19 protein-coding genes and 1 pseudogene are annotated in these 21492 nt (G+C 61.0%); 4 read left to right on the plus strand and 16 right to left on the minus strand.

Annotation, left to right across the window (positions count from 1 at the left end):
* A complete protein-coding gene (locus AB4N42_RS09890) occupies nt 1-600 on the minus strand; it encodes a short chain dehydrogenase (protein WP_030139388.1) in 600 nt (199 codons plus the stop codon).
* 105 nt (nt 601-705) lie between these two features.
* Between AB4N42_RS09890 and AB4N42_RS09895 the strand changes: the two genes are divergently transcribed.
* A complete protein-coding gene (locus AB4N42_RS09895) occupies nt 706-1614 on the plus strand; it encodes a LysR family transcriptional regulator (protein WP_030139387.1) in 909 nt (302 codons plus the stop codon).
* Between the two features lie 175 nt (nt 1615-1789).
* Here AB4N42_RS09895 and AB4N42_RS09900 read toward each other — a convergent pair whose 3' ends face one another.
* The 6 genes from AB4N42_RS09900 to AB4N42_RS09925 form a co-directional block, all read right to left on the minus strand.
* On the minus strand, nt 1790-2491 hold the full coding sequence (locus tag AB4N42_RS09900) for an ABC transporter ATP-binding protein (RefSeq protein ID WP_003184675.1): 702 nt from the start codon (nt 2489-2491) through the stop codon (nt 1790-1792).
* Nucleotides 2492-3259, minus strand: a complete 768-nt coding sequence (gene livG, locus AB4N42_RS09905; RefSeq protein WP_030139386.1) for a high-affinity branched-chain amino acid ABC transporter ATP-binding protein LivG — start codon at nt 3257-3259, stop codon at nt 2492-2494.
* A complete protein-coding gene (locus AB4N42_RS09910) occupies nt 3256-4512 on the minus strand; it encodes a high-affinity branched-chain amino acid ABC transporter permease LivM (protein ID WP_030139385.1) in 1257 nt (418 codons plus the stop codon). Before AB4N42_RS09910 ends, livG begins: the two co-directional genes overlap by 4 nt.
* Nucleotides 4509-5432: a high-affinity branched-chain amino acid ABC transporter permease LivH gene (gene livH / locus AB4N42_RS09915; protein ID WP_014336891.1), complete on the minus strand. Its 924-nt coding sequence runs from the start codon at nt 5430-5432 to the stop codon at nt 4509-4511. Before livH ends, AB4N42_RS09910 begins: the two co-directional genes overlap by 4 nt.
* A gap of 229 nt (nt 5433-5661) precedes the next feature.
* A complete protein-coding gene (locus tag AB4N42_RS09920; protein WP_030139384.1) occupies nt 5662-6789 on the minus strand; it encodes a branched-chain amino acid ABC transporter substrate-binding protein in 1128 nt (375 codons plus the stop codon).
* A gap of 60 nt (nt 6790-6849) precedes the next feature.
* Complete coding sequence (locus tag AB4N42_RS09925; RefSeq protein ID WP_460116136.1) at nt 6850-7086, minus strand: hypothetical protein; 237 nt, start codon at nt 7084-7086, stop codon at nt 6850-6852.
* Between the two features lie 42 nt (nt 7087-7128).
* On the opposite strand from AB4N42_RS09925, the gene AB4N42_RS09930 reads away from it, so the two are divergent.
* Entirely contained in the window at nt 7129-7434 is a 306-nt protein-coding gene (locus AB4N42_RS09930) for a DUF2288 domain-containing protein (RefSeq protein ID WP_030139383.1), read from the plus strand.
* Nucleotides 7435-7731: 297 nt separating this feature from the next.
* Here the strand turns inward: AB4N42_RS09930 and AB4N42_RS09935 are convergent.
* Nucleotides 7732-9907 (minus strand): annotated as a pseudogene (locus tag AB4N42_RS09935) (hypothetical protein).
* 361 nt (nt 9908-10268) lie between these two features.
* Between AB4N42_RS09935 and AB4N42_RS09940 the strand changes: the two are divergent.
* The gene (locus tag AB4N42_RS09940; RefSeq protein WP_030139382.1) at nt 10269-11618 is read left to right on the plus strand and encodes a spinster family MFS transporter; all 1350 of its coding nucleotides are present in this window, start codon (nt 10269-10271) and stop codon (nt 11616-11618) included.
* A gap of 176 nt (nt 11619-11794) precedes the next feature.
* Here AB4N42_RS09940 and AB4N42_RS09945 read toward each other — a convergent pair whose 3' ends face one another.
* Both AB4N42_RS09945 and pobA read right to left on the minus strand, forming a co-directional pair.
* A complete protein-coding gene (locus AB4N42_RS09945) occupies nt 11795-13312 on the minus strand; it encodes an MDR family MFS transporter (protein ID WP_431144630.1) in 1518 nt (505 codons plus the stop codon).
* Between the two features lie 61 nt (nt 13313-13373).
* Nucleotides 13374-14564 carry a 4-hydroxybenzoate 3-monooxygenase gene (gene pobA, locus AB4N42_RS09950; RefSeq protein WP_258648167.1) on the minus strand — a complete coding sequence of 397 codons (1191 nt, stop codon included), beginning with the start codon at nt 14562-14564 and terminating at the stop codon, nt 13374-13376.
* Between the two features lie 172 nt (nt 14565-14736).
* On the opposite strand from pobA, the gene AB4N42_RS09955 reads away from it, so the two are divergent.
* Complete coding sequence (locus AB4N42_RS09955; protein WP_030139379.1) at nt 14737-15630, plus strand: helix-turn-helix domain-containing protein; 894 nt, start codon at nt 14737-14739, stop codon at nt 15628-15630.
* 7 nt (nt 15631-15637) lie between these two features.
* On the opposite strand, the gene AB4N42_RS09960 is transcribed toward AB4N42_RS09955, so the two are convergent.
* The 6 genes from AB4N42_RS09960 to arcD all read right to left on the minus strand — a co-directional run bounded on the left by AB4N42_RS09960 (nt 15638) and on the right by arcD (nt 21361).
* Nucleotides 15638-15814: a hypothetical protein gene (locus AB4N42_RS09960; protein ID WP_181289314.1), complete on the minus strand. Its 177-nt coding sequence runs from the start codon at nt 15812-15814 to the stop codon at nt 15638-15640.
* 233 nt (nt 15815-16047) lie between these two features.
* Complete coding sequence (locus tag AB4N42_RS09965) at nt 16048-16407, minus strand: DUF5064 family protein (RefSeq protein WP_198797680.1); 360 nt, start codon at nt 16405-16407, stop codon at nt 16048-16050.
* A 63-nt stretch (nt 16408-16470) separates the two neighbouring features.
* Nucleotides 16471-17400, minus strand: coding sequence for a carbamate kinase (gene arcC / locus AB4N42_RS09970; protein ID WP_198797681.1), 930 nt, complete (start codon nt 17398-17400; stop codon nt 16471-16473).
* A gap of 167 nt (nt 17401-17567) precedes the next feature.
* Complete coding sequence (locus tag AB4N42_RS09975; RefSeq protein WP_030139376.1) at nt 17568-18578, minus strand: ornithine carbamoyltransferase; 1011 nt, start codon at nt 18576-18578, stop codon at nt 17568-17570.
* A 67-nt stretch (nt 18579-18645) separates the two neighbouring features.
* Entirely contained in the window at nt 18646-19902 is a 1257-nt protein-coding gene (gene arcA, locus AB4N42_RS09980; RefSeq protein ID WP_431144635.1) for an arginine deiminase, read from the minus strand.
* A gap of 31 nt (nt 19903-19933) precedes the next feature.
* Nucleotides 19934-21361 (minus strand): arginine-ornithine antiporter, encoded by a 1428-nt coding sequence (arcD, locus tag AB4N42_RS09985; RefSeq protein ID WP_431144637.1) that lies wholly within the window; start codon nt 21359-21361, stop codon nt 19934-19936.
* Nucleotides 21362-21492: the final 131 nt, after the last annotated feature.

A 21492-nucleotide genomic window follows, 5' to 3' on the forward strand; every position in this document is an offset into this window, starting at 1 on the left:
TTAGCCCACATGAAAAGTCTGGCCGGTTTGTAGGCCTTCGACACTCTTGGCGTAGGCCAACGCCACATCAGCCGCAGGAACCGGCTTATAACCGCGGAAATACGGGGCATATTTGTCCATCGCTTCCAGCAGTACGTTCGGGCTCACCGAATTGACCCGTAACCCTCGCGGCAATTCGATTGCCGCCGCGCGTACAAAACTGTCGAGGGCGCCGTTCACCAGGGCTGCCGAGGCGCCACTCTTGATGGGGTCGTGACTGAGCACGCCGGTGGTGAAGGTAAAAGATGCGCCGTCGTTGGCAAATTCGCGGCCGATCAGCAGCAGGTTGACCTGGCCCATCAGTTTGTCCTTCAAGCCGAGGGCGAAGCTGTCCTCGGTCATGTCGCCCAGGGGCGCGAAGGTGACGTTGCCTGCGGCACAGACCAGCGCGTCGAAGCGCCCGGTCTTTTCGAACAGGGCGCGGATCGAGGCGCTGTCGCTGATGTCCACCTGCACGTCACCGCTGTGGCGGCCGATGCGCACGATTTCATGGCGCGGCGATAGCTCGTTATCGATGGCTGAACCGATGGTGCCGTTGGCACCGATCAACAGGATTTTCATGGGCTGTACCTCAGTAGGGTTGAACGAGGTTGAAGTCTAGAGTGGATTTTCCTGGGGATAAGCGTGCTAATGGGAAACCTTTGGTTTTCATTTGGAAACAATCCATTGAGCGAAATAGACGACCTCGCCGCGTTTGCCGTGCTGGTGGAGGCTGGAAGTTTCACCTTGGCGGCGCAGCAGTTGGGGTGCAGCAAGGGGCAACTGTCCAAGCGCATCAGTCTTCTGGAGGAACGGTTTTCGGTGCTGCTGCTCCAGCGCACGACACGACGCTTGAGTCTCACTGCGGCGGGCGCTGCGCTGTTGCCCCAGGCCCAGGCGTTGTTGGTCCAGGTGGAAAGGGCGCGTCAGGCATTGGCCCGCTTGAAGGGCGAAGTTTCCGGGCCGGTGCGTATGACGGTTCCGGTTTCGTTGGGCGAAACCTTCTTCGAGGGGCTGCTTACCGAGTTTGCCCATGCCTATCCCGACGTGCAGATCGAGCTGGAGCTCAACAACGGCTATCGCGATCTATCCCGCGATGGTTTCGACCTGGCGATCCGCTCCGATGCGGCGATCGATGAGCGATTGGTGGCTCGTCCGTTGCTGGCCTGGCATGAAATGACCTGCGCCAGCCCGGCTTATCTGGAGCGCTACGGCGAGCCGGAAACACCCCAGGCCCTGGCGGAGCACAAGTGCTTGCTCAACAGCCACTACAGCGGACGTGAGGAATGGCTGTACCACCAGCAACACGAATTGCTGCGGGTGCGAGTGTCCGGGCCGTTTGCCAGCAACCATTACAGCCTGTTGAAAAAAGCCGCCCTGGCGGGTGCCGGCATCGCCCGGTTACCGTCTTACCTGCTCAACGAGGAATTGGCTGACGGACGCCTGCGCTGGTTGCTGCGCGACTTCCAGACCCGGCGCATGCCGATGTACCTGGTGCACCCGTATCAGGGTGGGCTGCCCAAGCGTACGCAAGTGCTGGCTGATTATCTGATTGAGTGGTTCAAGAGGAGTGGGGAGGCGTTGGATCGGTTGTAGGATGAAACACGCTGTACCCGTGGCGAGGGAGCTTGCTCCCGCTCGGTTGCGCAGCGACCGCAAAATCTTAAGGCCGCTACGCAGCCAGCGGGAGCAAGCTCCCTCGCCACAGGGATTTACGTCCATCATCCGAACGAAAAAAACGGCCCGAAGGCCGTTTTTTATTGCGAGAGATTCAACCCCCCAAGTACGCCTCGCGCACTTTCGGGTCGGTCAGCAGCGCTTCACCGGTGCCTTGCATCACCACGCGACCGTTCTCCAGTACGTACGCCCGGTCTGCGATCTTCAGCGCCTGGTTGGCGTTCTGCTCCACCAGGAACACCGTCACGCCATCCTTGCGCAGTTGTTCGATGATGTCGAAGATCTGCTGGATGATGATCGGCGCCAGGCCCAGGGAAGGCTCGTCGAGCAACAGCAGCTTGGGCTTGCTCATCAGCGCACGGCCGATGGCGAGCATTTGCTGTTCGCCGCCGGACATGGTGCCGCCGCGCTGGGTAAAACGTTCTTTCAGGCGTGGGAAAAGGTGCAGCACCTTGTCCATCTGTTCCTGATAGTCGCCCTTGTCGGTGAAGAACCCGCCCATGGCGAGGTTCTCTTCCACGGTCAGCCGGGCAAATACCCGACGACCTTCCGGCACCACCGCGATGCTCTTGCGCATGATGCGCGCCGAGTCCTGGCCCACCAATTCCTCACCCATGTAGCGGATGCTGCCGCTGTGGGCCTGGGGCGAACCGCAGAGCGTCATCAGCAGCGTGGACTTGCCGGCGCCGTTGGCACCGATCAGCGTGACGATTTCGCCCTGGCGGACCTCGACGTTGACGCTGTGCAGCGCCTGGATCTTGCCGTAGAAGGTGGAAACGTTTTCGAACTGCAGCATTTACGCTTCCCCCAGGTAGGCTTTGATCACTTCAGGATTGTCGCGGATCTGTTCCGGCGTGCCGTCGGCCAGGGGCGTGCCCTGGTTGATCACGACGATGTGGTCGGAAATGCTCATGACTAGCTTCATGTCGTGCTCGATCAGCAGCACGGTGACGTTGTGCTCCTCGCGCAACACGCTGATCAACGCCTTCAGGTCTTCGGTTTCCTTCGGGTTCAGGCCAGCGGCCGGTTCGTCGAGCATGAGGATCCGCGGACGGGTCATCATGCAGCGGGCGATCTCCAGGCGCCGTTGCTGACCGTAGGCCAGGGTGCCGGCGGTACGGTTGGCGAACTCGGTGAGGTTGACCTTGTCGAGCCAATACTCGGCGTACTCCATGGCCTCGCGTTCGCTCTTGCGGAACGCCGGGGTCTTGAACAGGCCGGCAAAGAAGTTGGTGTTCAGGTGACGGTGCTGGGCGATCAACAGGTTCTCGACCGCCGTCATGTCCTTGAACAGCCGCACGTTCTGGAAGGTCCGCACCACGCCCTTGCGGGCGATGTGGTGGCCGGCCAGGCCCTGGATCGGCTCGCCGTCCAGCAGGATGGTGCCGCCGGTGGGCTGGTAGAAGCCGGTCAGGCAGTTGAACACGGTGGTCTTGCCCGCGCCGTTCGGCCCGATCAAGGCAACCACTTGTTTTTCTTTTACGGTCAGGGCCACGCCGTTGACCGCCAGCAAGCCGCCAAAGCGCATGCTTAGGTTTTCAACCTTGAGGATCTCGCGGCTCATTTGCGCAGCTCCATGTGTGGGCGTTGCATCGGCAGCAGACCTTGAGGACGCCAGATCATCATCAGCACCATCAAGGCGCCGAACATCAACATGCGGTATTCACTGAATTCACGCATCATTTCGGGAAGCAGGATCATTACGATCGCCGCCAGGATCACACCCAACTGCGAGCCCATCCCGCCCAGCACGACGATGGCGAGAATGATCGCCGACTCGATGAAGGTGAAGGACTCGGGCGTCACCAGGCCTTGGCGGGCGGCAAAGAAGCTACCGGCGAAACCGGCAAACGCAGCGCCCAGGGTAAACGCCGACAGCTTGATCACGGTCGGGTTGAGACCCAGCGCACGGCAGGCGATTTCGTCTTCACGCAATGCCTCCCAGGCGCGGCCGATCGGCATGCGCAGCAGGCGGTTGATGACGAACAGCGCGGCCAGGGCCAGCAACAGGGCAACCAGATAGAGGAAGATCACCTTGTTGATCGAGTTGTATTGCAGGCCGAAGTACTCGTGGAAGGTCTGCAGGCCTTCGGCGGCCTTGCGCTCGAAGGTCAGGCCGAAGAACGTCGGTTTCTCGATGTTGCTGATGCCGTTCGGGCCACCGGTGATGTCGGTCAGGTTGCGCAGGAACAGACGGATGATCTCGCCAAAACCCAGGGTCACGATCGCCAGGTAGTCACCGCGCAAGCGCAGGACCGGGAAACCCAGCAGGAAACCGAAGGTGGCGGCCATCATCCCGGCGATCGGCAGGCAGATCCAGAAGCTCAGGCCGAAGTAGTGGGACAGCAGCGCGTAGCTGTAGGCGCCGACGGCATAGAAACCGACGTAGCCCAGGTCCAGCAGCCCGGCCAGGCCTACGACGATGTTCAGGCCCAGGCCCAGCATCACGTAGATCAGGATCAGCGTGGCGATATCTACCGCGCCGCGCGAACCGAAGAACGGCCACACCAGGGCCACGACGATCAGGCCCAGCACGATCCAGCGCTGGGTCGACGGCAGGGTCAGGAAGTTGCTGGCCTTGGCCGGGATCACCGGCACGCCGGGCGATGCTTTCCATGCAGCGCTGATCTGCGTGCTGAACAGCACGCGCAGGAACATCAGCACAGAGCAGATCGCGATGGTGGCAAGGATGGCCGGGCTGGTGCCGTGCACTTCCAGGTTGATGCCGACGATGGTCAGTTTGAGACCGAGTACCGGGTAGGCCACGGCCCAGACCAGCAGGGCGCTGAAAAGCGCCGATTTGAGATGCCTAGTCATACTTTTTCAACCTCCGGGCGGCCCAGGATGCCGGTCGGCCGGAATAACAGAACCAGAACCAACAAGCCGAACGCCACGACGTCCTTGTACTGGTCGCCGAAGATGTCGGCGCCAAAGGCTTCCGCCACGCCCAGCACCAGCCCGCCGAGCATTGCCCCGGGGATGCTGCCGATGCCGCCCAGTACCGCGGCGGTAAAGGCCTTCAGGCCGACGAGGAAGCCGGCGTTGGGGTTGATTACGCCGTATTGCATGCTCAACAGCACCGCGGCGATGGCCGCCAGGGCCGCACCGATGACGAAGGTCAGGGCGATGATGTTGTTGGTGTTGATGCCCAGCAGGTTGGCCATCTTGATGTCCTCGGCGCAGGCGCGGCAGGCGCGGCCCAGGCGGGAACGGGAGATGAACAAGGTGAGGCCGAGCATGGCGACCAGGGTCACCACGAACACCACGATTTGCATGTAGGAAATCAGCACTTCATGTGCCCCACCTGGCCCGATGGCAAAGTTGCCCGGAATCAGGTTGGGAATGGATTTGTCCTTGGAGTCTTGCGAAAGCAGTACCGTGTTCTGCAGGAAAATCGACATGCCGATGGCGGAAATCAGCGGGATCAGACGGTTGCTGCCGCGCAGGGGGCGATAGGCAATCCGTTCGATGCTGTAGCCATAGGAACTGGTGACCACGATGCTCGCGATGAAAGCCGCGGTCATCAACAGCGGGACACTGTCGAGTCCCATCATGGCCAGCCCGGCGATGGCGATGAACGCCACGTAGGAGCCGATCATGTACACCTCGCCGTGGGCGAAGTTGATCATTCCAATGATGCCGTAGACCATCGTATAGCCGATGGCGATCAGGGCATACGTGCTGCCAACGGTCAGGCCGTTAACCAGCTGCTGGAAGAAGTGATAGATGTCAGGCATTACAACGCTCCTAAAAACCTGATACGCATTTCACTGGTGGAGTCATTTTCCCGCCCGGCCCCGTGGATCTTCATCCACTTCGAACGCGGGTTTTGCCAGCGAACCGCTGATGACGGTTTTGAGATTTTCAGGTGGGGAGACTGGCGGATCACGCCAGCGCGGCCCAATACATTCAAAACAAAGCCCACGGCACGCCGTGGGCTTTATTGGCAGTCAGTCAGGCAGGGCCTTACTGAGGCGAAGCTTCGGTTTTAGGTTTGCCGAAATGCCACTCGTAAACCACGAACTTGAAGTCTTTCAGGTCGCCGTTCTTGTCGAAGCTCAGGTCACCGGTCGGCGTCTTGAAGGTGCCGGCGTGGATGGCTTCAGCCACTTTTTCCGGGTCTTCGCTCTTGGTGGAGGTGATGGCCTGGGCGATCACTTGCACAGCGGAGTAGGACGGGAATACGAACGGACCGCTCGGGTCTTCTTTCTTGGCCTTGAACGCGTCAGCCAGGGCGACGTTGGCCGGATCCTGGTCGAAGGATTTCGGCAGGGTCACCAGCAGGCCTTCGGAAGCTTCCTTGGCGATTTGCGAGATCGAGTCGTTACCCACGCCTTCCGGACCCATGAACTTGGCCTTCAGGCCTTTTTCCTGGGCTTGACGCAGGATCAGGCCCAGCTCCGGGTGGTAGCCGCCGTAGTAGACGAAGTCGACGTTGGCTTGCTTGAGCTTGGCGATCATCGAGGAGAAGTCCTTGTCGCCGGCGTTTACGCCTTCGAACACGGCAACCTTGGTGCCTTTCTTCTCGAGGGTGGCTTTCACCGCGCTCGCGATGCCTTCACCGTACTGCTGCTTGTCGTGCAGGACCGCAACGATCTTCGGCTTGACGTGGTCGGCGATGTAGTTGCCGGCCGCTGGGCCTTGGGCGCTGTCCAGGCCGATGGTGCGGAAGATCATCTTGTAGCCACGAGCGGTGATGTCCGGGCTGGTGGCCGCTGGCGTGATCATGATCACGCCTTCGTCTTCGTAGATGTCCGAAGCGGGCTGGGTAGAGCTGGAGCACAGGTGGCCGACCACGAACTTGACGCCGTCGTTGACGACCTTGTTCGCGACCGCGACCGCTTGTTTTGGATCGCAGGCGTCGTCGTATTCAACGGCGACCAGTTGCTTGCCGTTGACGCCGCCCTTGGCGTTGATCTGCTCGATCGCCATCTTGGAGCCGCTGAACTGCATGTCGCCGTATTGGGCTACAGGGCCGGTTTTCGGGCCGGCGATGCCGATCTTGATGGTGTCGGCGGCAAACGAATGGCTGGCAACCCCGGCCAGAACCATAGCGGCAAACAGTTTGGAAATCTGCTTAGTAGCCTTAGTCATAGTGCTCCACTCATGCTGTTGTAGTTTTTATAGTCCTGGCGCCGTAGCAGCAGAACCGGGTCAGATATCTTGGATATCCTCGCGGAAAATGCCCCCGGCAACTGTACCGGTACAGTGTAGAGCGCCGATTGTTGGCAAGGGAAGCTGGCGCTTGGGGGCAAAACCTGAGGGTGTCGCTTTATTGAAAGAAAAAGACAGATTCGCGGCGGGGTTTGTCCGGTCAAATCGGCAATCCTTGGCTTTGCTGCGCTTTTCAATCGGTGCTGCAATTGCAACCGGGTTTTTCTGCCAGACCACCGACGTTATCATTCGCGCCGATTTCTTTTCCGGACAGCTCCCATGAATCAAGAACCTAGCACCCTCTATGCCAAATTGCTCGGTGAAACCGCATCTATCACTTGGAAGGAGCTGGAGCCGTTCTTTGCCAAGGGTGCCCTATTGTGGGTCGACCCGGCACTGGATCTGATCGCAGCCGCCGAGGCCCTTGCCCAGGACGAAGGTACCAAAGTCGCCGCCTGGCTGGGCGCCGGGCAGGTCGCCAAGCTGTCTGAAACGCGGGCGCTGGATTTTTTCGAGCGCGATCCAGAACTCTGGGCCGTGGTGGTTTCGCCGTGGATCATGATCCAGGAAAGGGCATCGAATTGATCGGTGCACCAAATTGGTTCTCGCTTGGACCTGCTGGAAAGTGTGTAGGCGAGTAGCGTGATGGCAGCCTGCCGTGGCGAAACGCCACAAGGGAGGGTGACGTATACGTAACGGGAACAGTTTATTGAGCAGCCTTTTGGCTGCTCAATTGTTTCTGGATGTTGTTTCGAGGCGTTGCACAGGCCGCCTTCGCGAGCAAGCCCGCTCCCACAGTGGACCGCGTTTCTTCAGAAAGAATGCGGTCCCCTGTGGGAGCGGGCTTGCTCGCGAAAGGGGCAACGCGGTGCTGCGCCAGCCTCAATAAGACCTGCCCGTATGGTTATTAAGCGAAATAACCTTGGTCTTGCCGATCCGGTGACGGTAAATCTCGCGCAAATACTTGATGGACTTCTTCACGCAATCCCGGGACAGGCGAATGTCGTTGATCGAGACGAACTTCTCCTTGTCGCTGATCAGCTCGCGGTATTTCTTCTCGTACATCGGCTTGATCGCGTACCAGTTGGTGTCGAGGATCTTCGCCGGGTTCTCGAATTCGTTGAGCAGATCGTCGATACGCGCCTCGTCGAATTCTTCGTTGATGATGAAGTCCAGGATCGAATTGTCGAGGGTCTCGTCGAAGCGGTACGGCGTACGGGCGAAGCAGCGCTTGATGAACGCCACGATCAGCGTCAGGAAATCGTCCGACAGGCACGGGCTCTTGGCGATCAGGGTGGTCAGCGACAGGTTCGCCGAGGCGCCGATCACCAAGGCGTAGCGCTTGAGCGTGGTGTTGGGGAACAGGCTGTTGAGGTGGGTCTTGAGCCGGTTCAGGTCCATGTAGGACAGCTTGTAGTCCTTCGGCAACGAGACGATCGATACCACCGACGAGCAGTTCTTGAAGAAGTGCAGGTCATGCAGGGCCGCAGCGTCGTAGCCAGAGTTCTTGTATTGCTCCAGCGAGGCGCGGTAACGCTTGGACTCGATGGGCAGCAGGCTGATGCCTTCGATGGCCTGGGTGACCTTGTTGAAGTGCGGCAGGTCGATGGAGCGGAAGAACAGGTCGTCGATGTTCAGGCGCGGCGGCTCTTTTTCGAACACCTTGAACTTGTCGCCGCTCGGCGCGGGGGTTTCCGGGACGACAGACTCGGCGTAGGCAATCGCCACCGGACCGGCCAGACTCATGAACAGGTCGTTGGCGTCCAGGCGAATGGTTTCGCCGATGTCGATGCCGGCGCGACGGAAGTAGTTCTGGTCGTAGTCGGTCGTTACGGCCTGGGCCGTCAGGATGTTGAAGATCTGCTGGGAAATGTACTGGTTGGCGTGCTTTTCCATGGCATTGACATCAATGTTCTGGATGTTGCCGTCATCGCTTTCTTCGGCGTAGCGCATGATGTCGTTGGAGATCAGCATCATCGCGTTCCATGGCCGGATACGCCCCATCACGCTCGCTTCGCTGCTGTCTTCGTTGGCGAAGTTGTACGAGAAATCCCATTCTTCCGAGAGGTATTTGCACAACAGCCGTCCGGCGTTGATGTGCAGGGCCTCGGACATTTCACTGCGGTGATCGGAAATATTCGGCAGCACGCAGATGCCACTGGTGAAGATCGGCTCGAAGACGAAGGAATGACCGCTCTTGCTGTCGTGTTCGTCCATCGGCTTGGTGTCGAACGTCTTGTTCATGTACGAGTACTGCTGGGCCAGGCCGAACTCCGAGGCCATGCCTGAGCCGGTACCGCCGCTCGGCGCTGAAGATCGAGAAATACAGGCGCGACTGGTTGGCCTTGATGCCGCAGCTGTCGATCAGGTACGAGTGGATCATTTTCCAGTCGGGGCTGGAGAAGCGCTGGGTGTCCTTGTTCAGGATGATCTTCGCCAGGTACTGGCCGAGGATCGGCGCGTTACCGGCGCCGCCTGCATGGACTTCCGACAGGTCCATGATTTTCATCTTGCTGTAGTCGCGCAGGAAGCCGCTTTTTTCGCCTTTGCGCGAGAAGCGGATACGCCCGGCGATGTCTTTGTCCAAGTCGCCCAGCATGACCAGCGGCTCCACCAGGAACACCGGTTTGCTGGCCTTGCTGGTGCCCAGGCGCAGGTTGCGCATCCATTGCGCCGGGCGATAGCCCTTGTCACCGTAGGTCTTGTCTTCGGCGTTGAATTCGTTGAGGTAGAACTTGCGAGCGTTGTAGACCAGCTCCGCCACGTCCAGCGCGATATTGGAACCGCAGCGCCCCAGGCCGATCAGGCACACCGACGGGAATTCCTGCTGGCCGCGTTCGCTCTCGTCATCCACCAGGTGCGGCGGGCGCGGGAACACGGCATCACGCAGGCCGTCGAGGTTGTCGAGGATGCGGTCGGTGTTGGTCTCGGTGAAATACAGGTATTGCTGGGTTGCGAGGGATCGCGAGCTGCTCGACAGCGTCGAGGCTTCAGGGCCGTTGGCGGCCGGGCTCAGGGTCAGATCGGAAACCGCAGTGGCTGTTTTTTTGGAAGTCATTGTGCGCCGTATGCCTGAACTGGTTGGTGCGTCGATTTCGTCGACGAACCGTCGCGGATGGGAGCTCGCGTCCTTGAATGGCGCGAATGTCGACCCAAGCGTCCAGGGCTGCAGCCTGAGCAGCGCTCGGGGAGAATCTATTCCTGATCATGTTGGATCGGCCATGCCACGGCGTTCTTTAATCGAAAACAGGCGAAATGATGGCAATTGTTACAGGAAATTGACCGCCGTCATGAAACACGCCCGGCGCCATGGTCGGGTATCAGCCAGGCGAATGATTGGAGACAGCCTGCGCATCGCTGTCTAGATTGCAGATTCCGGGCTCGGAAGCCTCGCCCATAACAATAAAAGAGACGGACCCATGCAGAACTCGACCCAAGCGGCGAATGCCTGGCGCATTCTGTTCCTGTTGTTCCTGGCCAACCTGTTCAACTTCTTCGACCGCACCATCCCGGCGATCATCATCGAACCGATCCGCATGGAATGGAGCCTCAGCGACTTCCAGATCGGCATCATCGGTACCGCGTTCACCATCGTCTACGCCATTGCCGGCTTGCCGCTGGGGCGCATGGCCGATACCGGTTCGCGCAGCAAGTTGATGGGGTGGGGCCTGGCGGCCTGGAGTGGGCTGACGGCGGTGAATGGCCTGGTGGGCAGTTTCTGGGCGTTCCTGCTGGTGCGCATGGGCGTGGGCATCGGTGAGGCGAGTTATGCACCGGCGGCGAATTCGCTGATTGGAGATCTGTTCCCGGCTCACCGCCGGGCGCGGGCGATGGGCATCTTCATGCTGGGTCTGCCGCTGGGCCTGCTGCTGGCATTCTTCACCATTGGCGCGATGGTCAAGGCGTTCGACAGCTGGCGTGCGCCGTTCTTCATCGCGGCGGTGCCGGGGCTGGTGCTGGCGGTGTTCATGTTTTTTATCAAGGAGCCCAAGCGCGGCGCGGCCGAAACCGTGCAGGTGTCCCAGGAAAAGGTTGATAAGCCGGTTCGCCGGGTGCTGGCAATTCCGACCTTTCTCTGGCTGGTGCTGGCAGGGCTTTGCTTCAACTTCGCGACTTATGCCTGCAACTCGTTCCTGGTGCCGATGTTGCAGCGTTATTTCGGGATGCCGCTGCACGAGGCGGCCGTGGCCACCGGCATCATGGTCGGCGTAACCGGATTGTTCGGTCTGACCTTGGGCGGTTGGGTCGCCGACAAGATCCACCAGCGCGTGCCCAACGGCCGTCTGCTGTTTGCAGCGTTCAGCCTGGCGATTTCCACCGTCACCACGGCGTGGGCCCTGCATGCAGGGCGCATCGAGATCGGTGTGTTCGTGGCGGTATTCAGTGTCGGTTGGCTGTTTGCCTACAACTTCTACACCTGCGTCTACACCGCGATCCAGGACGTGGTGGAGCCGCGCCTGCGTGCTACGGCGATGGCGTTGTATTTCGCCGGATTGTATTTGCTCGGCGGGGGCCTGGGGCCGGTGGTGGTGGGTGGCTTGTCCGACTACTTCGCCCGCACGGCCATGACGGCCGCCGGTGTCGACCAGATGACCGAAGCGTTCAAGGCCATCGGCCTGCATGACGCGATGTACCTGATTCCGGTGGCGCTGTTGCTGACCATGGTGTTCCTGTTCCTGGCGTCTCGCTGCTTTGTGCGCGATGCCAGGCGGATGAAGGAGGGGATGAGCGTGACCGTGGAGCCGGGTGGCGTGGCGGCGACAGCTTGATAACGCCAGGCTCAATCTTTGGCGAGCGAGCTGTTGTGGCGAGGGGATTTATCCCCGCTGGGGTGCGGAGCAGCCCTCGAAAAGCACTCAGTTCACCTGCCACACAGCGGCGTCAGTTTTAGGGCTGCTGCGCAGCCCAGCGGGGATAAATCCCCTCGCCACAGGTGTTGTTCTGGCTACCGAGTCTTTTCTTCTCGTCCGCGCAACAGGCGATCGGGCATCGCCACCGCCGCCGCCAGCCCCAGCAACGACACCGCCGCGCTGATCATCAGCAGGTGACGGAACGTTGCCTGCAATTCTTCGCGCAAAGCGTCCAGCGCCTCGCCCGGTGCGGCATTCAGGCCATCGAGCAGCACGTTGCCTGAGTGCCCTTCGCCCACCACCGACGAACCGGCGAGCTGGGCAAAACCCGAATCCTGCAGCAACGCCAGCAGCAGCGCCGACATCAGCGCCACGCCCACCGCCCCGCCCAGGGAGCGGAACAGGTTGGTGGTGCTGGTCGCGACGCCGATGTCCCGTTGCTGCACCGAATTCTGCGAGCCCACCAGCGAGGTGGGAAATTGCATGCCGGAGGCGATGCCGCTGAGCAACATGAACAGGCTGCTCAGCCAGAACACAGCGGGCGGCGTAAAGGCCATGCCGAGGATGGCGAACGGGAAGAGCACGGCGCCACCGAGAATCATCGGTTTGTAGCGCCCGGTGACCGAGGTCCGCCGCCCGGCAAAATAAGCACCGATCGGCAGCCCCATCGCCAGCGGCAGCAAATGCAGCGCGGCGCTGTCGGCGCCGGCGCCGGTCACGCTCTGGAAGCGCAACGGCACCAGCACCGTCAGGGAGATGGCCTGGAAACTGGTGAAAAACACCGTGCACCAGCACAACACCGCGCTGCGGTTGACGAACAGGTGCATGGGCAGCAACGGCTCGCGGGCGCGGCGTTCATGCCAGGCGAACAAGCCCAGCACGACCACCGCGAAACCTAGCGACCCGAGCACTTCGCGGCTGTGCCAGGCGTGGCCCTGGCCGATCTGGGTAATGCCCAGCAGCAACGCGGTCAGGCCGATGATCAGCAACACGGTGCCCAAATAGTCGATGATCGGCGTGCGTTGCGGCACCGGCAGCCCCACCAGCGTGCGCCGGGCCACCAGCCAGGCGCCCAGGCCCAGCGGCAGGTTGATCCAGAAGACCCAGCGCCACGACAGGTACTCGGTCATGTAGCCGCCGAGCACGGGTCCGGCCACGCTCGCCACTGCGTACATGCTGCTGAAATAGCCCTGGTAGCGACCGCGCTCGCGGGGCGGGATGATGTCGCCGATGATCGCCTGGCTCACGGAAATCATGCCGCCGGCACCGATGCCCTGGAAAATCCGCGCCAGCACCAATTGCTCCATGTTCTGCGCCATTCCGCAGAACAGCGAGGCGAGGGTGAACAGGCCCATGCCGAACAGCATCAGCGGTCGCCGGCCATACAAGTCGCCCAGCTTGCCGTAGATCGGCACGGCCACGGTCATGGCGACCATGTAGCCGGAGATCACCCAGGCCAGCAGGCTGACGTCCTTGAACTGCGCGGAAATGGCCGGCATCGAGACCGCGACGATGGTCTGGTCCAACGCCCCGAGGAAAATCGCCAGCATCAGCGCCACTAGCACGCTGCGGATGGCGGGCTGTTGGGCTTGGGGAGTATTGAGCTGAGTCACGGTGGAACCTGCGGGCATCGTGCCTGGCGGCGAAATGCCCGCAGTTTAAATCGATAGCCGACTATTCGATAGCCTCGTAAGGAAGGCCGACGTAATTTTCCGCGATGGTTTTTCGACCTGCCTCGGAGTCGACGAAGTACTCCAGCTCCGCTTCGCTGATGCGCTGGTTGAACGCATCGTCATCGAAGCGGTGCAGCATCGACGTCATCCACCAGGAAAACCGCTCGGCTTTCCAGACCCTTCGCAGGCAGATGTCGGAGTAGCGTTCCAGCAGATCCAGGCGACCGTCGCGATAGACCTTGAGCAAGATATTGAACAGCGTGCTGACATCGCTGGCAGCCAGGTTCAACCCCTTGGCACCGGTCGGCGGGACGATGTGGGCGGCGTCGCCCACCAGGAACATCCTTCCGTATTGCATCGGTTCCACCACAAAGCTGCGCAGCGGCGCGATGCTTTTTTCGATGGAGGGACCGGTCACCAGTGTTTCGGCCAGGTCGGCGGGCAGGCGGTTTTTCAGTTCGGTCCAGAAGCGCTCGTCCGGCCAGTCAGCCACCTGTTCCTCGGCGGGCACTTGCAGGTAATAACGGGTACGGGTGCGTGAGCGCATGCTACACAGGGCGAAGCCGCGCTCGTGGCGCGCATAGACGAGTTCTTCGTGGACGGGCGGGGTATCGGCGAGGATGCCGAGCCAGCCGAACGGGTAGACGCGCTCGAAGACCTTGAGTTTTTCCGCCGGAATCGACTGCCGCGCCACGCCGTGGAAACCGTCGCAGCCGGCCACGTAGTCGCAATCCAGGCGCCAGGTTTCGCCGGCGTGTTCGAAGGTCACGAAGGGGTGATCGTTCGTGAGGTCGTGGGGCTGGGCATTGTCGACCTGATACAGCGTCCGCGCGCCGGATGCCTCGCGTGCCGCCATCAAGTCGCGGGTGACTTCCGTCTGGCCGTAGACGATGACGTTCTGCCCGCCGGTCAGGCCCTTGAGATCAATGTGCACGCGGCGACCATTGAGGACCAGTTCAAAGCCATCGTGTGGCAGGCCTTCGGCGTCCATGCGCTGGCCAACCCCGGCCTGGCGCAGCAACTGCACCATGCCTTGCTCGAGTACACCGGCGCGGATGCGGCTGAGGACGTAGTCGGGCGTCTGCCGTTCGAGGATCACGGTGTCGATCCCAGCGTTGTGCAACAACTGGCCGAGCAGCAGTCCAGAGGGGCCGGCGCCGATAATGGCGACTTGGGTCTTGAGGGTTTTCATTGTTGTTATGACTCGCAAGAGGCACGCGACCAGGGTCGACGTTTATTTTTAGTAATCCTGGCGTGCATTTTTCGCTTGCGGACCTGTCAATTGAAGGGGAAAACTGCGCTGAAACCTGTACTTTCTGCCAATCGGTGCGATTACCGCCCGTAACCCAAGGCCGATCCTCGTTATGAAGAAAACTGAGCTGCCTTCGATCCCGGTGTTCAAGCTTTATGGCGAAAGCCAGGATTGGCCCACGCCGGACCTGCTGCACTGCGAAACCATTTCCAGCCGCAGCAGCGAGCACCAATGGGAGATCAAGCCCCATCGGCATGCCGACCTGTGCCAGTTGCTGTTTGTCTTCAAGGGCGAGGCAGAGCTGGAAATTGAAGGCCAACGCACCCGGCTTGACGAGCCGGCGGTGCAGATCCTGCCGCCGCTGTCGGTCCATGGTTTTCGTTTTTCCGAGGATGTGCAGGGTTATGTCGTGACGCTGGCGGCGCCGCTGGTCACGCACCTGCAAGGGCAATTGGGCCATTCGGTCAATATCCTGGCCCAGGCCGAAGCCTACCCGGCCGGCGAGAACGCCGATTATCTCAACAGTTTGTTCAGCGCCTTGCAGGCCGAGTACGTCGGGCATCAACCGGCCCGGGAAATGCTCATGCACGCACTGGTCAGCGTGATCATGGTCTGGGTCAGTCGCCAAGTGATGAGCCGGCGCACCTCGACCCAGCGCCCGCAACGGGCCCGGGAATACCTCAACGGCTTCATTCAGCTGGTGGAGGAAACCTATCGTCAGCACGTCAAGGTCGAAGACTTGGCCCATCGCCTGGGTATTTCGGTGTCGCACCTCAACGGTACCTGCCGCGAACTGGCGGGGCAGCCGGCATTGCAGATCATGCATGAGCGGCAATTGTTGGAAGCCAAGCGGCTGCTGACCTACACCGGCATGACGATCTATGAGATATCCGAACTGCTCGGCTTCTCTGACCCGACCAACTTCACCCGACTGTTTCGCCGGCGTGTCGGCATTTCGCCAAAGGCCTTCCGCGACCGGCTCAAGACCGATCAGCTAGACGACTGAAACCGCCTCAGCGCAGAGCGTTCAGGGATGCGTTGTGCGGTATGCAGCGTTCGAAGTTGCAACTGGCGTAGTCACGGGGCAACTGCCTGGCCTGCTCGACCCGATAAGCCGCGGTGCCGTACAGCGCAAGCGTGGCGGTGCAGGTGATGAAGATGGCGAGGCGTCTTCTTGTTTTGATGTTCATGGCGATGACCTCTGAACGAATACCCGGGGGTACTGCTTTCAGCATAGGTCAGCTGTGGCGGGTTGCCAGCGAGGCAGTGAGGGTGTTTAACCGATATTCAGAACACTGATATCCCTTGTGGGAGCGAGCTTGCTCGCGATGAGGGCGGGTCAGTCACCCTGAGTGTCGACTGATCTACCGCTATCGCGAGCAAGCTTGCTCCCACAGGGGATTGGGGTGGTCTTTTAACCGGGTTATGCCAGGTGCTCAGGCTTCATCGGATCCCCCGGCTTGACGTCCAGTTGGTGGCGTACGTCTTCGAACATTTCGTCGTAGTACTTGTGCATCGAGCCGATGCTGGCGGTCTTCGGCATGCCGTATTGCTGGGCGATGCGCGTGGCGTGGCGGGCGAAGTCGAAGGCCTGGTCCTTGGCCAGGAAAAACGTCTCGTCCACGTTCTTGTCTTCCACCGTGCCGTGCAGGCGGAAGGACATGCCCGTTCCCTCCTTGGGATCCTGTGCAATCTCGTAGTCGATGCACAGGTTGTAGCTGTAGTCGTCCTTGCTCAGCGCATGGCGCTCCATGTGCAGGTGACCGGGTTGGAACGTGGCCATAAGGTCTCTCCTTCGAAGGCGTGGAGAACGGCAGACACCGCGCCTGCCGCATAAGTTTTGCCGTTACCGATAAACGATCCCCGGCGTTGCCATGCTGATGCGGGTGCCAGCGGTGCCCTGGACGATAGCATCGATGTCCGACAGCGATCCGATCACCGCGTCCTTGCCGGTGTGGCGGGCGAATTCGCAGGCGGCTTGCACCTTCGGCCCCATGGACCCGGCGGCGAAACCGAGCCGTTCCATGTCGTCGGGGTGGGCCTGGGCGATGGCTTTCTGAGTCGGCTTGCCGAAGTCGATGAACGCGGCGTTGACATCGGTGGCGATCACCAGCAGATCGCTGTCCAGTTGTTCGGCCAGCAGCGCCGAGCACAGGTCTTTGTCGATCACCGCTTCCACGCCTTGCAGCTTGCCGTCGACGTCATACATCGTCGGGATGCCGCCGCCACCGGCGCAGATCACGATGCTGCCTTTTTCCAGCAGCCATTTGATCGGACGGATCTCGAAGATGCGCTTGGGCCTGGGGCTTGCGACCACGCGGCGGAACTTGTCGCCGTCCGGGGCGATGGCCCAGCCTTTCTCGGCGGCGAGTTTTTCCGCCTCTTGCTGGCTGTAGACCGGGCCGATGGGCTTGCTCGGGGTCTGGAACGCCGGGTCGTTGGCGTCCACTTCAACCTGGGTCAGCAGCGTGGCGAAGGGCACTTCGAAGTCCAACAGGTTGCCCAGTTCCTGTTCGATGATGTAGCCGATCATGCCTTCGGTTTCGGCCCCCAACACGTCCAGCGGGTACGGCGTGACCGAGGTGTACGCCGCCGCCTGCAACGACAGCAGGCCGACCTGCGGGCCGTTGCCGTGGGCGATGACCAGTTGGTTGCCCGGATGGATCTTGGCGATCTGTTCGGTCGCGGTGCGGATGTTGCTGCGTTGATTGTCTGCGGTCATGGGTTCCCCCCGACGCAGGAGGGCGTTACCGCCCAGGGCAACGACGATGCGCATGGTGTTGTCCTTTCAAATATGTAACTAACAATGCAGTCCCCTGTGGGAGCGAGCTTGCTCCGGGCGGCGATCCGACGATGGCGGAGTGTCAGCTTGCATTGATGTTGGATGGGCCGCCGACATCGCGAGCAAGCTCGCTCCCACAATGAAAAGCACTTCAACCGGATTCAGATATCCGCCAACGCCGCCACCAGGATCGCCTTGATGGTGTGCATGCGGTTTTCCGCTTGTTCGAAGGCAATGTTGGCCGGGGACTCGAAAACCTCCTCGGTCACTTCAACGCCGTTGGCGAGATTCGGATAACGTGCGGCAATGTCCTTGCCGACCTTGGTTTCGCTGTTATGGAACGCCGGCAGGCAGTGCATGAATTTCACCCGGGGGTTGCCCGAGGCCTTCATCATCTGCGTGTTGACCTGGTAGGGCAGCAATTGCTCGATGCGTTCGTCCCAGGCTTCCACCGGCTCGCCCATGGACACCCAGATATCGGTGTGGATGAAATCCACGCCCTTGACGGCTTCTTGCGGGTCCTCGGTGATGGTGATCCGCGCGCCGCTTTCGGCGGCGAAGGCCTGGCATTGGTCGATGAAATCCTGGTGCGGCCACAGCGCTTTCGGCGCGCCGATGCGCACGTCCATGCCCAGTTTGGCGCCGATCATCAGGAGCGAATTACCCATGTTGTAGCGCGCATCGCCCAGGTAGGCGTAGCTGATGTCATGCAGCGGCTTGTCGCTGTGCTCGCGCATGGTCAGGGTGTCGGCGATCATTTGGGTCGGGTGGAATTCGGCGGTCAGGCCGTTGAACACCGGTACCCCGGCGAACTTGGCCAGTTCTTCGACAATTTCCTGTTCGAAGCCCCGGTATTCGATGGCGTCGAACATGCGCCCCAGGACGCGGGCGGTGTCCTTCATGCTTTCCTTGTGGCCGATCTGCGACGACACCGGGTCGATGTAGGTGACGTGGGCGCCCTGGTCATGGGCCGCGACTTCGAAGGCGCAGCGGGTGCGGGTCGAGGTTTTTTCGAAGATCAGCGCGATGTTCTTGCCCTTGAGGTGCGGCTGCTCGGTGCCAGTGTATTTGGCGCGCTTGAGGTCACGGGACAGGTCCAGCAGGAAGTGCAGCTCGCGGTTGGTGTGGTGCATCAAGCTCAGCAGGCTGCGGTTGCGCATGTTGAAAGCCATGGTGGATCTCCTTGGGTGTCGGTTATCCCCTGGGCCGTTCTCGATAAAAACGGCCCAGGCTCGAAGGTCAGTAATCGATAGGGTCGCGAATGATCGGGCAGGTCATGCAATGGCCGCCGCCCCGGCCCCGGCCCAACTCGCTGGCGCTGATGGTGATGACTTCCACGCCGGCCTTGCGCAGCAGCGTGTTGGTATAGGTGTTGCGGTCGTAGCCGATCACCACGCCCGGTTCCAGGGCGACCACGTTGTTGCCGTCGTCCCATTGCTCGCGTTCGGCGGCGAAGCTGTTGCCGCCGGTTTCCACTATCCGCAGCGCCGGCAACTTGAGGGCGGCGGCTACTGTATCGAGGAAGCTGCTTTCCTCGCGGCGTACGTCGATGCCGCCGGGTTTGCTCTCGTCCGGGCGCAGTGAAAACGCCACGATCTGGCTGACGACCTCCGGAAAAATCGTCACCAGGTCGCGGTCACAGAAACTGAACACGGTGTCCAGGTGCATGGCTGCGCGGGATTTCGGCATGCCGGCGACGATCACGCGCTCCACGGCGTTGTGCTTGAACAGGTTCAGCGCCAGTTGGCCGATGGCCTGGCGGGATGAGCGTTCGCCCATGCCGATCAACACCACGCCGTTACCGATCGGCATCACGTCGCCGCCTTCGAGGGTGGCATTGCCGTGGTCGTGGTCCGGGTCGCCGTACCAGATCTGGAAATCGGCGTGGGTGAACTCCGGGTGGAATTTGTAGATGGCGGTGGCCAGCAGGGTTTCCTGGCGTCGCGCCGGCCAGTACATCGGGTTCAGGGTCACGCCGCCGTAGATCCAGCACGTGGTATCGCGAGTGAACTGGGTGTTGGGCAGCGGCGGCAGGATGAAGCTGGAGTGCCCGAGGAAGTCGCGGAACATCTGGATCGTCTTGCCGCCGAAGCTGTCCGGCAGGTCATCGGCCGAGACGCCGCCGATCAGGTATTCGGCGATATGGCGCGGCTCCAGGCTGCGCAGCCACGCACTCACTTCATGCACCAGGCCCAGGCCCACGGCGTTGGCCGTGACCTTGCGATGCAGAATCCAATCCAGCGCCTCGGGAATGGCGACAATGTCGGTCAGCAGGTTGTGCATCTCCAGGACGTCGATCCCGCGTTCGCGCATCTTGGTGACGAAATCGAAATGGTCGCGCTTGGCCTGGTTGACCCACAGCACGTCATCGAACAGCAGCTCGTCGCAATTGTTCGGCGTCAGCCGCTGGTGGGCCAGGCCGGGTGAACAGACCATGACTTTGCGCAATTTGCCGGCTTCGGAGTGGACGCCGTACTTCACTTTTTCCGTGGTCATTACACATCCTCCAGATAAAACAGTTGACCGGTCAGAGGGTCAGGAAACCCGCGTAGAGCCCGTACGCAGCCACCAGGGCTCCGACGACCACGGCGGCGAAAATCAGCTTCTCGACCGAGGTGAAAACCGGCTTGCCCAGTTCATGCTTGGCCTTGGCGAACAGGATCGCGCCGGGGGCGTAGAGCAGGGCGGAAAGCAGCAGGTATTTGATCCCGCCGGCGTACAGCAGCCACATGGCGTAGATCAACGCGACGGCACCGATGATCAGGTCCTTGCGGCGCTCGGCCGCGAAGCCTTCGTAGGTCTCGCCGCGCACCGCCAGCAACACTGCATAGGCTGCCGACCACAGGTACGGCACCAGGATCATCGAGGTGGCGAGGTAGATCAGTGACAGATAGGTACTGGCCGAGAACAGGGTGATGACCAAAAATACCTGGACCATCGCGTTGGTCAGCCACAGGGCGTTGGCCGGCACATGGTTGGCGTTCTCCCGCCGCAGGAACGCGGGCATGGTGTGGTCCTTGGCGGCGGCGAACATGATCTCGGCGCACAACAGGACCCAGGACAGCAGGGCGCCGAGCAGCGAGATGATCAGGCCAACGCTGATCAACACCGCGCCCCAGTGACCGACCACATGTTCCAGCACGGCGGCCATGGATGGATTCTGCAGCTTGGCCAGTTCAGGCTGGGTCATGATCCCCAGGGACAGCACGTTCACCAGCACCAGGAACAACAGCACCGTGATGAAACCGATGACGGTGGCCTTGCCGACGTCGCTGCGTTTCTCGGCGCGGGCGGAAAAAATACTCGCGCCCTCGATGCCGATGAACACCCACACGGTCACCAGCATCATGTGTCGCACTTGGTCCATCACGCTGCCCAGGTCGGGATTCTTCAGGCCCCAGATGTCGGCGGTAAAAATCTCCAGCTTGAAGGCGAATACCGCGATCAACACGAACAACAGCAGCGGCACGATCTTGGCGACGGTGGTCACCAGGTTGATGAAGGCGGCTTCCTTGATGCCACGCAGTACGAGGAAATGCACGGCCCAGAGCAACACCGAGGCGCCGATTACCGCGGCGACGGTGTTGCCCTCGCCAAAGATCGGGAAGAAATAGCCCAGGGTGCTGAACAGCAACACGAAGTAGCCGACGTTGCCCAGCCAGGCGCTGATCCAGTAGCCCCAGGCCGACGAGAAACCCATGTAGTCGCCGAACCCGGCCTTGGCGTAGGCGTATACGCCGCCGTCCAGGTCAGGCTTGCGGTTGGCCAGGGTCTGGAAGACGAAAGCCAGGGTCAGCATGCCCACTGCGGTAATGGCCCAGCCGATCAATACGGCACCGACGTCGGCGCTGGCGGCCATGTTCTGTGGCAGGGAAAAGATCCCGCCGCCGATCATCGATCCTACTACCAGCGCGACCAGCGCACCCAGTCGTAGTTTTCCGGGGGTATCGGACATTGCATGACTCCCATGCGGGGGAAGAGAGTCAACAGCCTAAGTCGATTGGGAAGGGCGGTAGCTGATCCAGGTCAGATAACCGTTCGACGTGGATTTAGTGGTGACTCTTGTGCCGCTTTCGCGAGCAGGCT

It is taken from the genome of Pseudomonas sp. H2_D02, assembly GCF_054677635.1.

Excerpts from the sequence above, each read along its gene's own strand:
- AB4N42_RS09975 (WP_030139376.1), bottom strand. The coding sequence starts at position 18,578 with ATGGCTTTCAACATGCGCAACCGCAGCCTGCTGAGCTTGATGCACCAC.
- arcD (WP_431144637.1), bottom strand. The coding sequence starts at position 21,361 with ATGTCCGATACCCCCGGAAAACTACGACTGGGTGCGCTGGTCGCGCTG.
- arcC (WP_198797681.1), bottom strand. The coding sequence starts at position 17,400 with ATGCGCATCGTCGTTGCCCTGGGCGGTAACGCCCTCCTGCGTCGGGGG.
- AB4N42_RS09910 (WP_030139385.1), bottom strand. The coding sequence starts at position 4,512 with ATGACTAGGCATCTCAAATCGGCGCTTTTCAGCGCCCTGCTGGTCTGG.
- livG (WP_030139386.1), bottom strand. The coding sequence starts at position 3,259 with ATGAGCCGCGAGATCCTCAAGGTTGAAAACCTAAGCATGCGCTTTGGC.
- AB4N42_RS09900 (WP_003184675.1), bottom strand. The coding sequence starts at position 2,491 with ATGCTGCAGTTCGAAAACGTTTCCACCTTCTACGGCAAGATCCAGGCG.
- AB4N42_RS09930 (WP_030139383.1), top strand. The coding sequence starts at position 7,129 with ATGAATCAAGAACCTAGCACCCTCTATGCCAAATTGCTCGGTGAAACC.
- AB4N42_RS09960 (WP_181289314.1), bottom strand. The coding sequence starts at position 15,814 with ATGAACATCAAAACAAGAAGACGCCTCGCCATCTTCATCACCTGCACC.
- AB4N42_RS09920 (WP_030139384.1), bottom strand. The coding sequence starts at position 6,789 with ATGACTAAGGCTACTAAGCAGATTTCCAAACTGTTTGCCGCTATGGTT.
- arcA (WP_431144635.1), bottom strand. The coding sequence starts at position 19,902 with ATGACCACGGAAAAAGTGAAGTACGGCGTCCACTCCGAAGCCGGCAAA.
- AB4N42_RS09890 (WP_030139388.1), bottom strand. The coding sequence starts at position 600 with ATGAAAATCCTGTTGATCGGTGCCAACGGCACCATCGGTTCAGCCATC.
- AB4N42_RS09940 (WP_030139382.1), top strand. The coding sequence starts at position 10,269 with ATGCAGAACTCGACCCAAGCGGCGAATGCCTGGCGCATTCTGTTCCTG.
- AB4N42_RS09965 (WP_198797680.1), bottom strand. The coding sequence starts at position 16,407 with ATGGCCACGTTCCAACCCGGTCACCTGCACATGGAGCGCCATGCGCTG.
- livH (WP_014336891.1), bottom strand. The coding sequence starts at position 5,432 with ATGCCTGACATCTATCACTTCTTCCAGCAGCTGGTTAACGGCCTGACC.
- pobA (WP_258648167.1), bottom strand. The coding sequence starts at position 14,564 with ATGAAAACCCTCAAGACCCAAGTCGCCATTATCGGCGCCGGCCCCTCT.
- AB4N42_RS09955 (WP_030139379.1), top strand. The coding sequence starts at position 14,737 with ATGAAGAAAACTGAGCTGCCTTCGATCCCGGTGTTCAAGCTTTATGGC.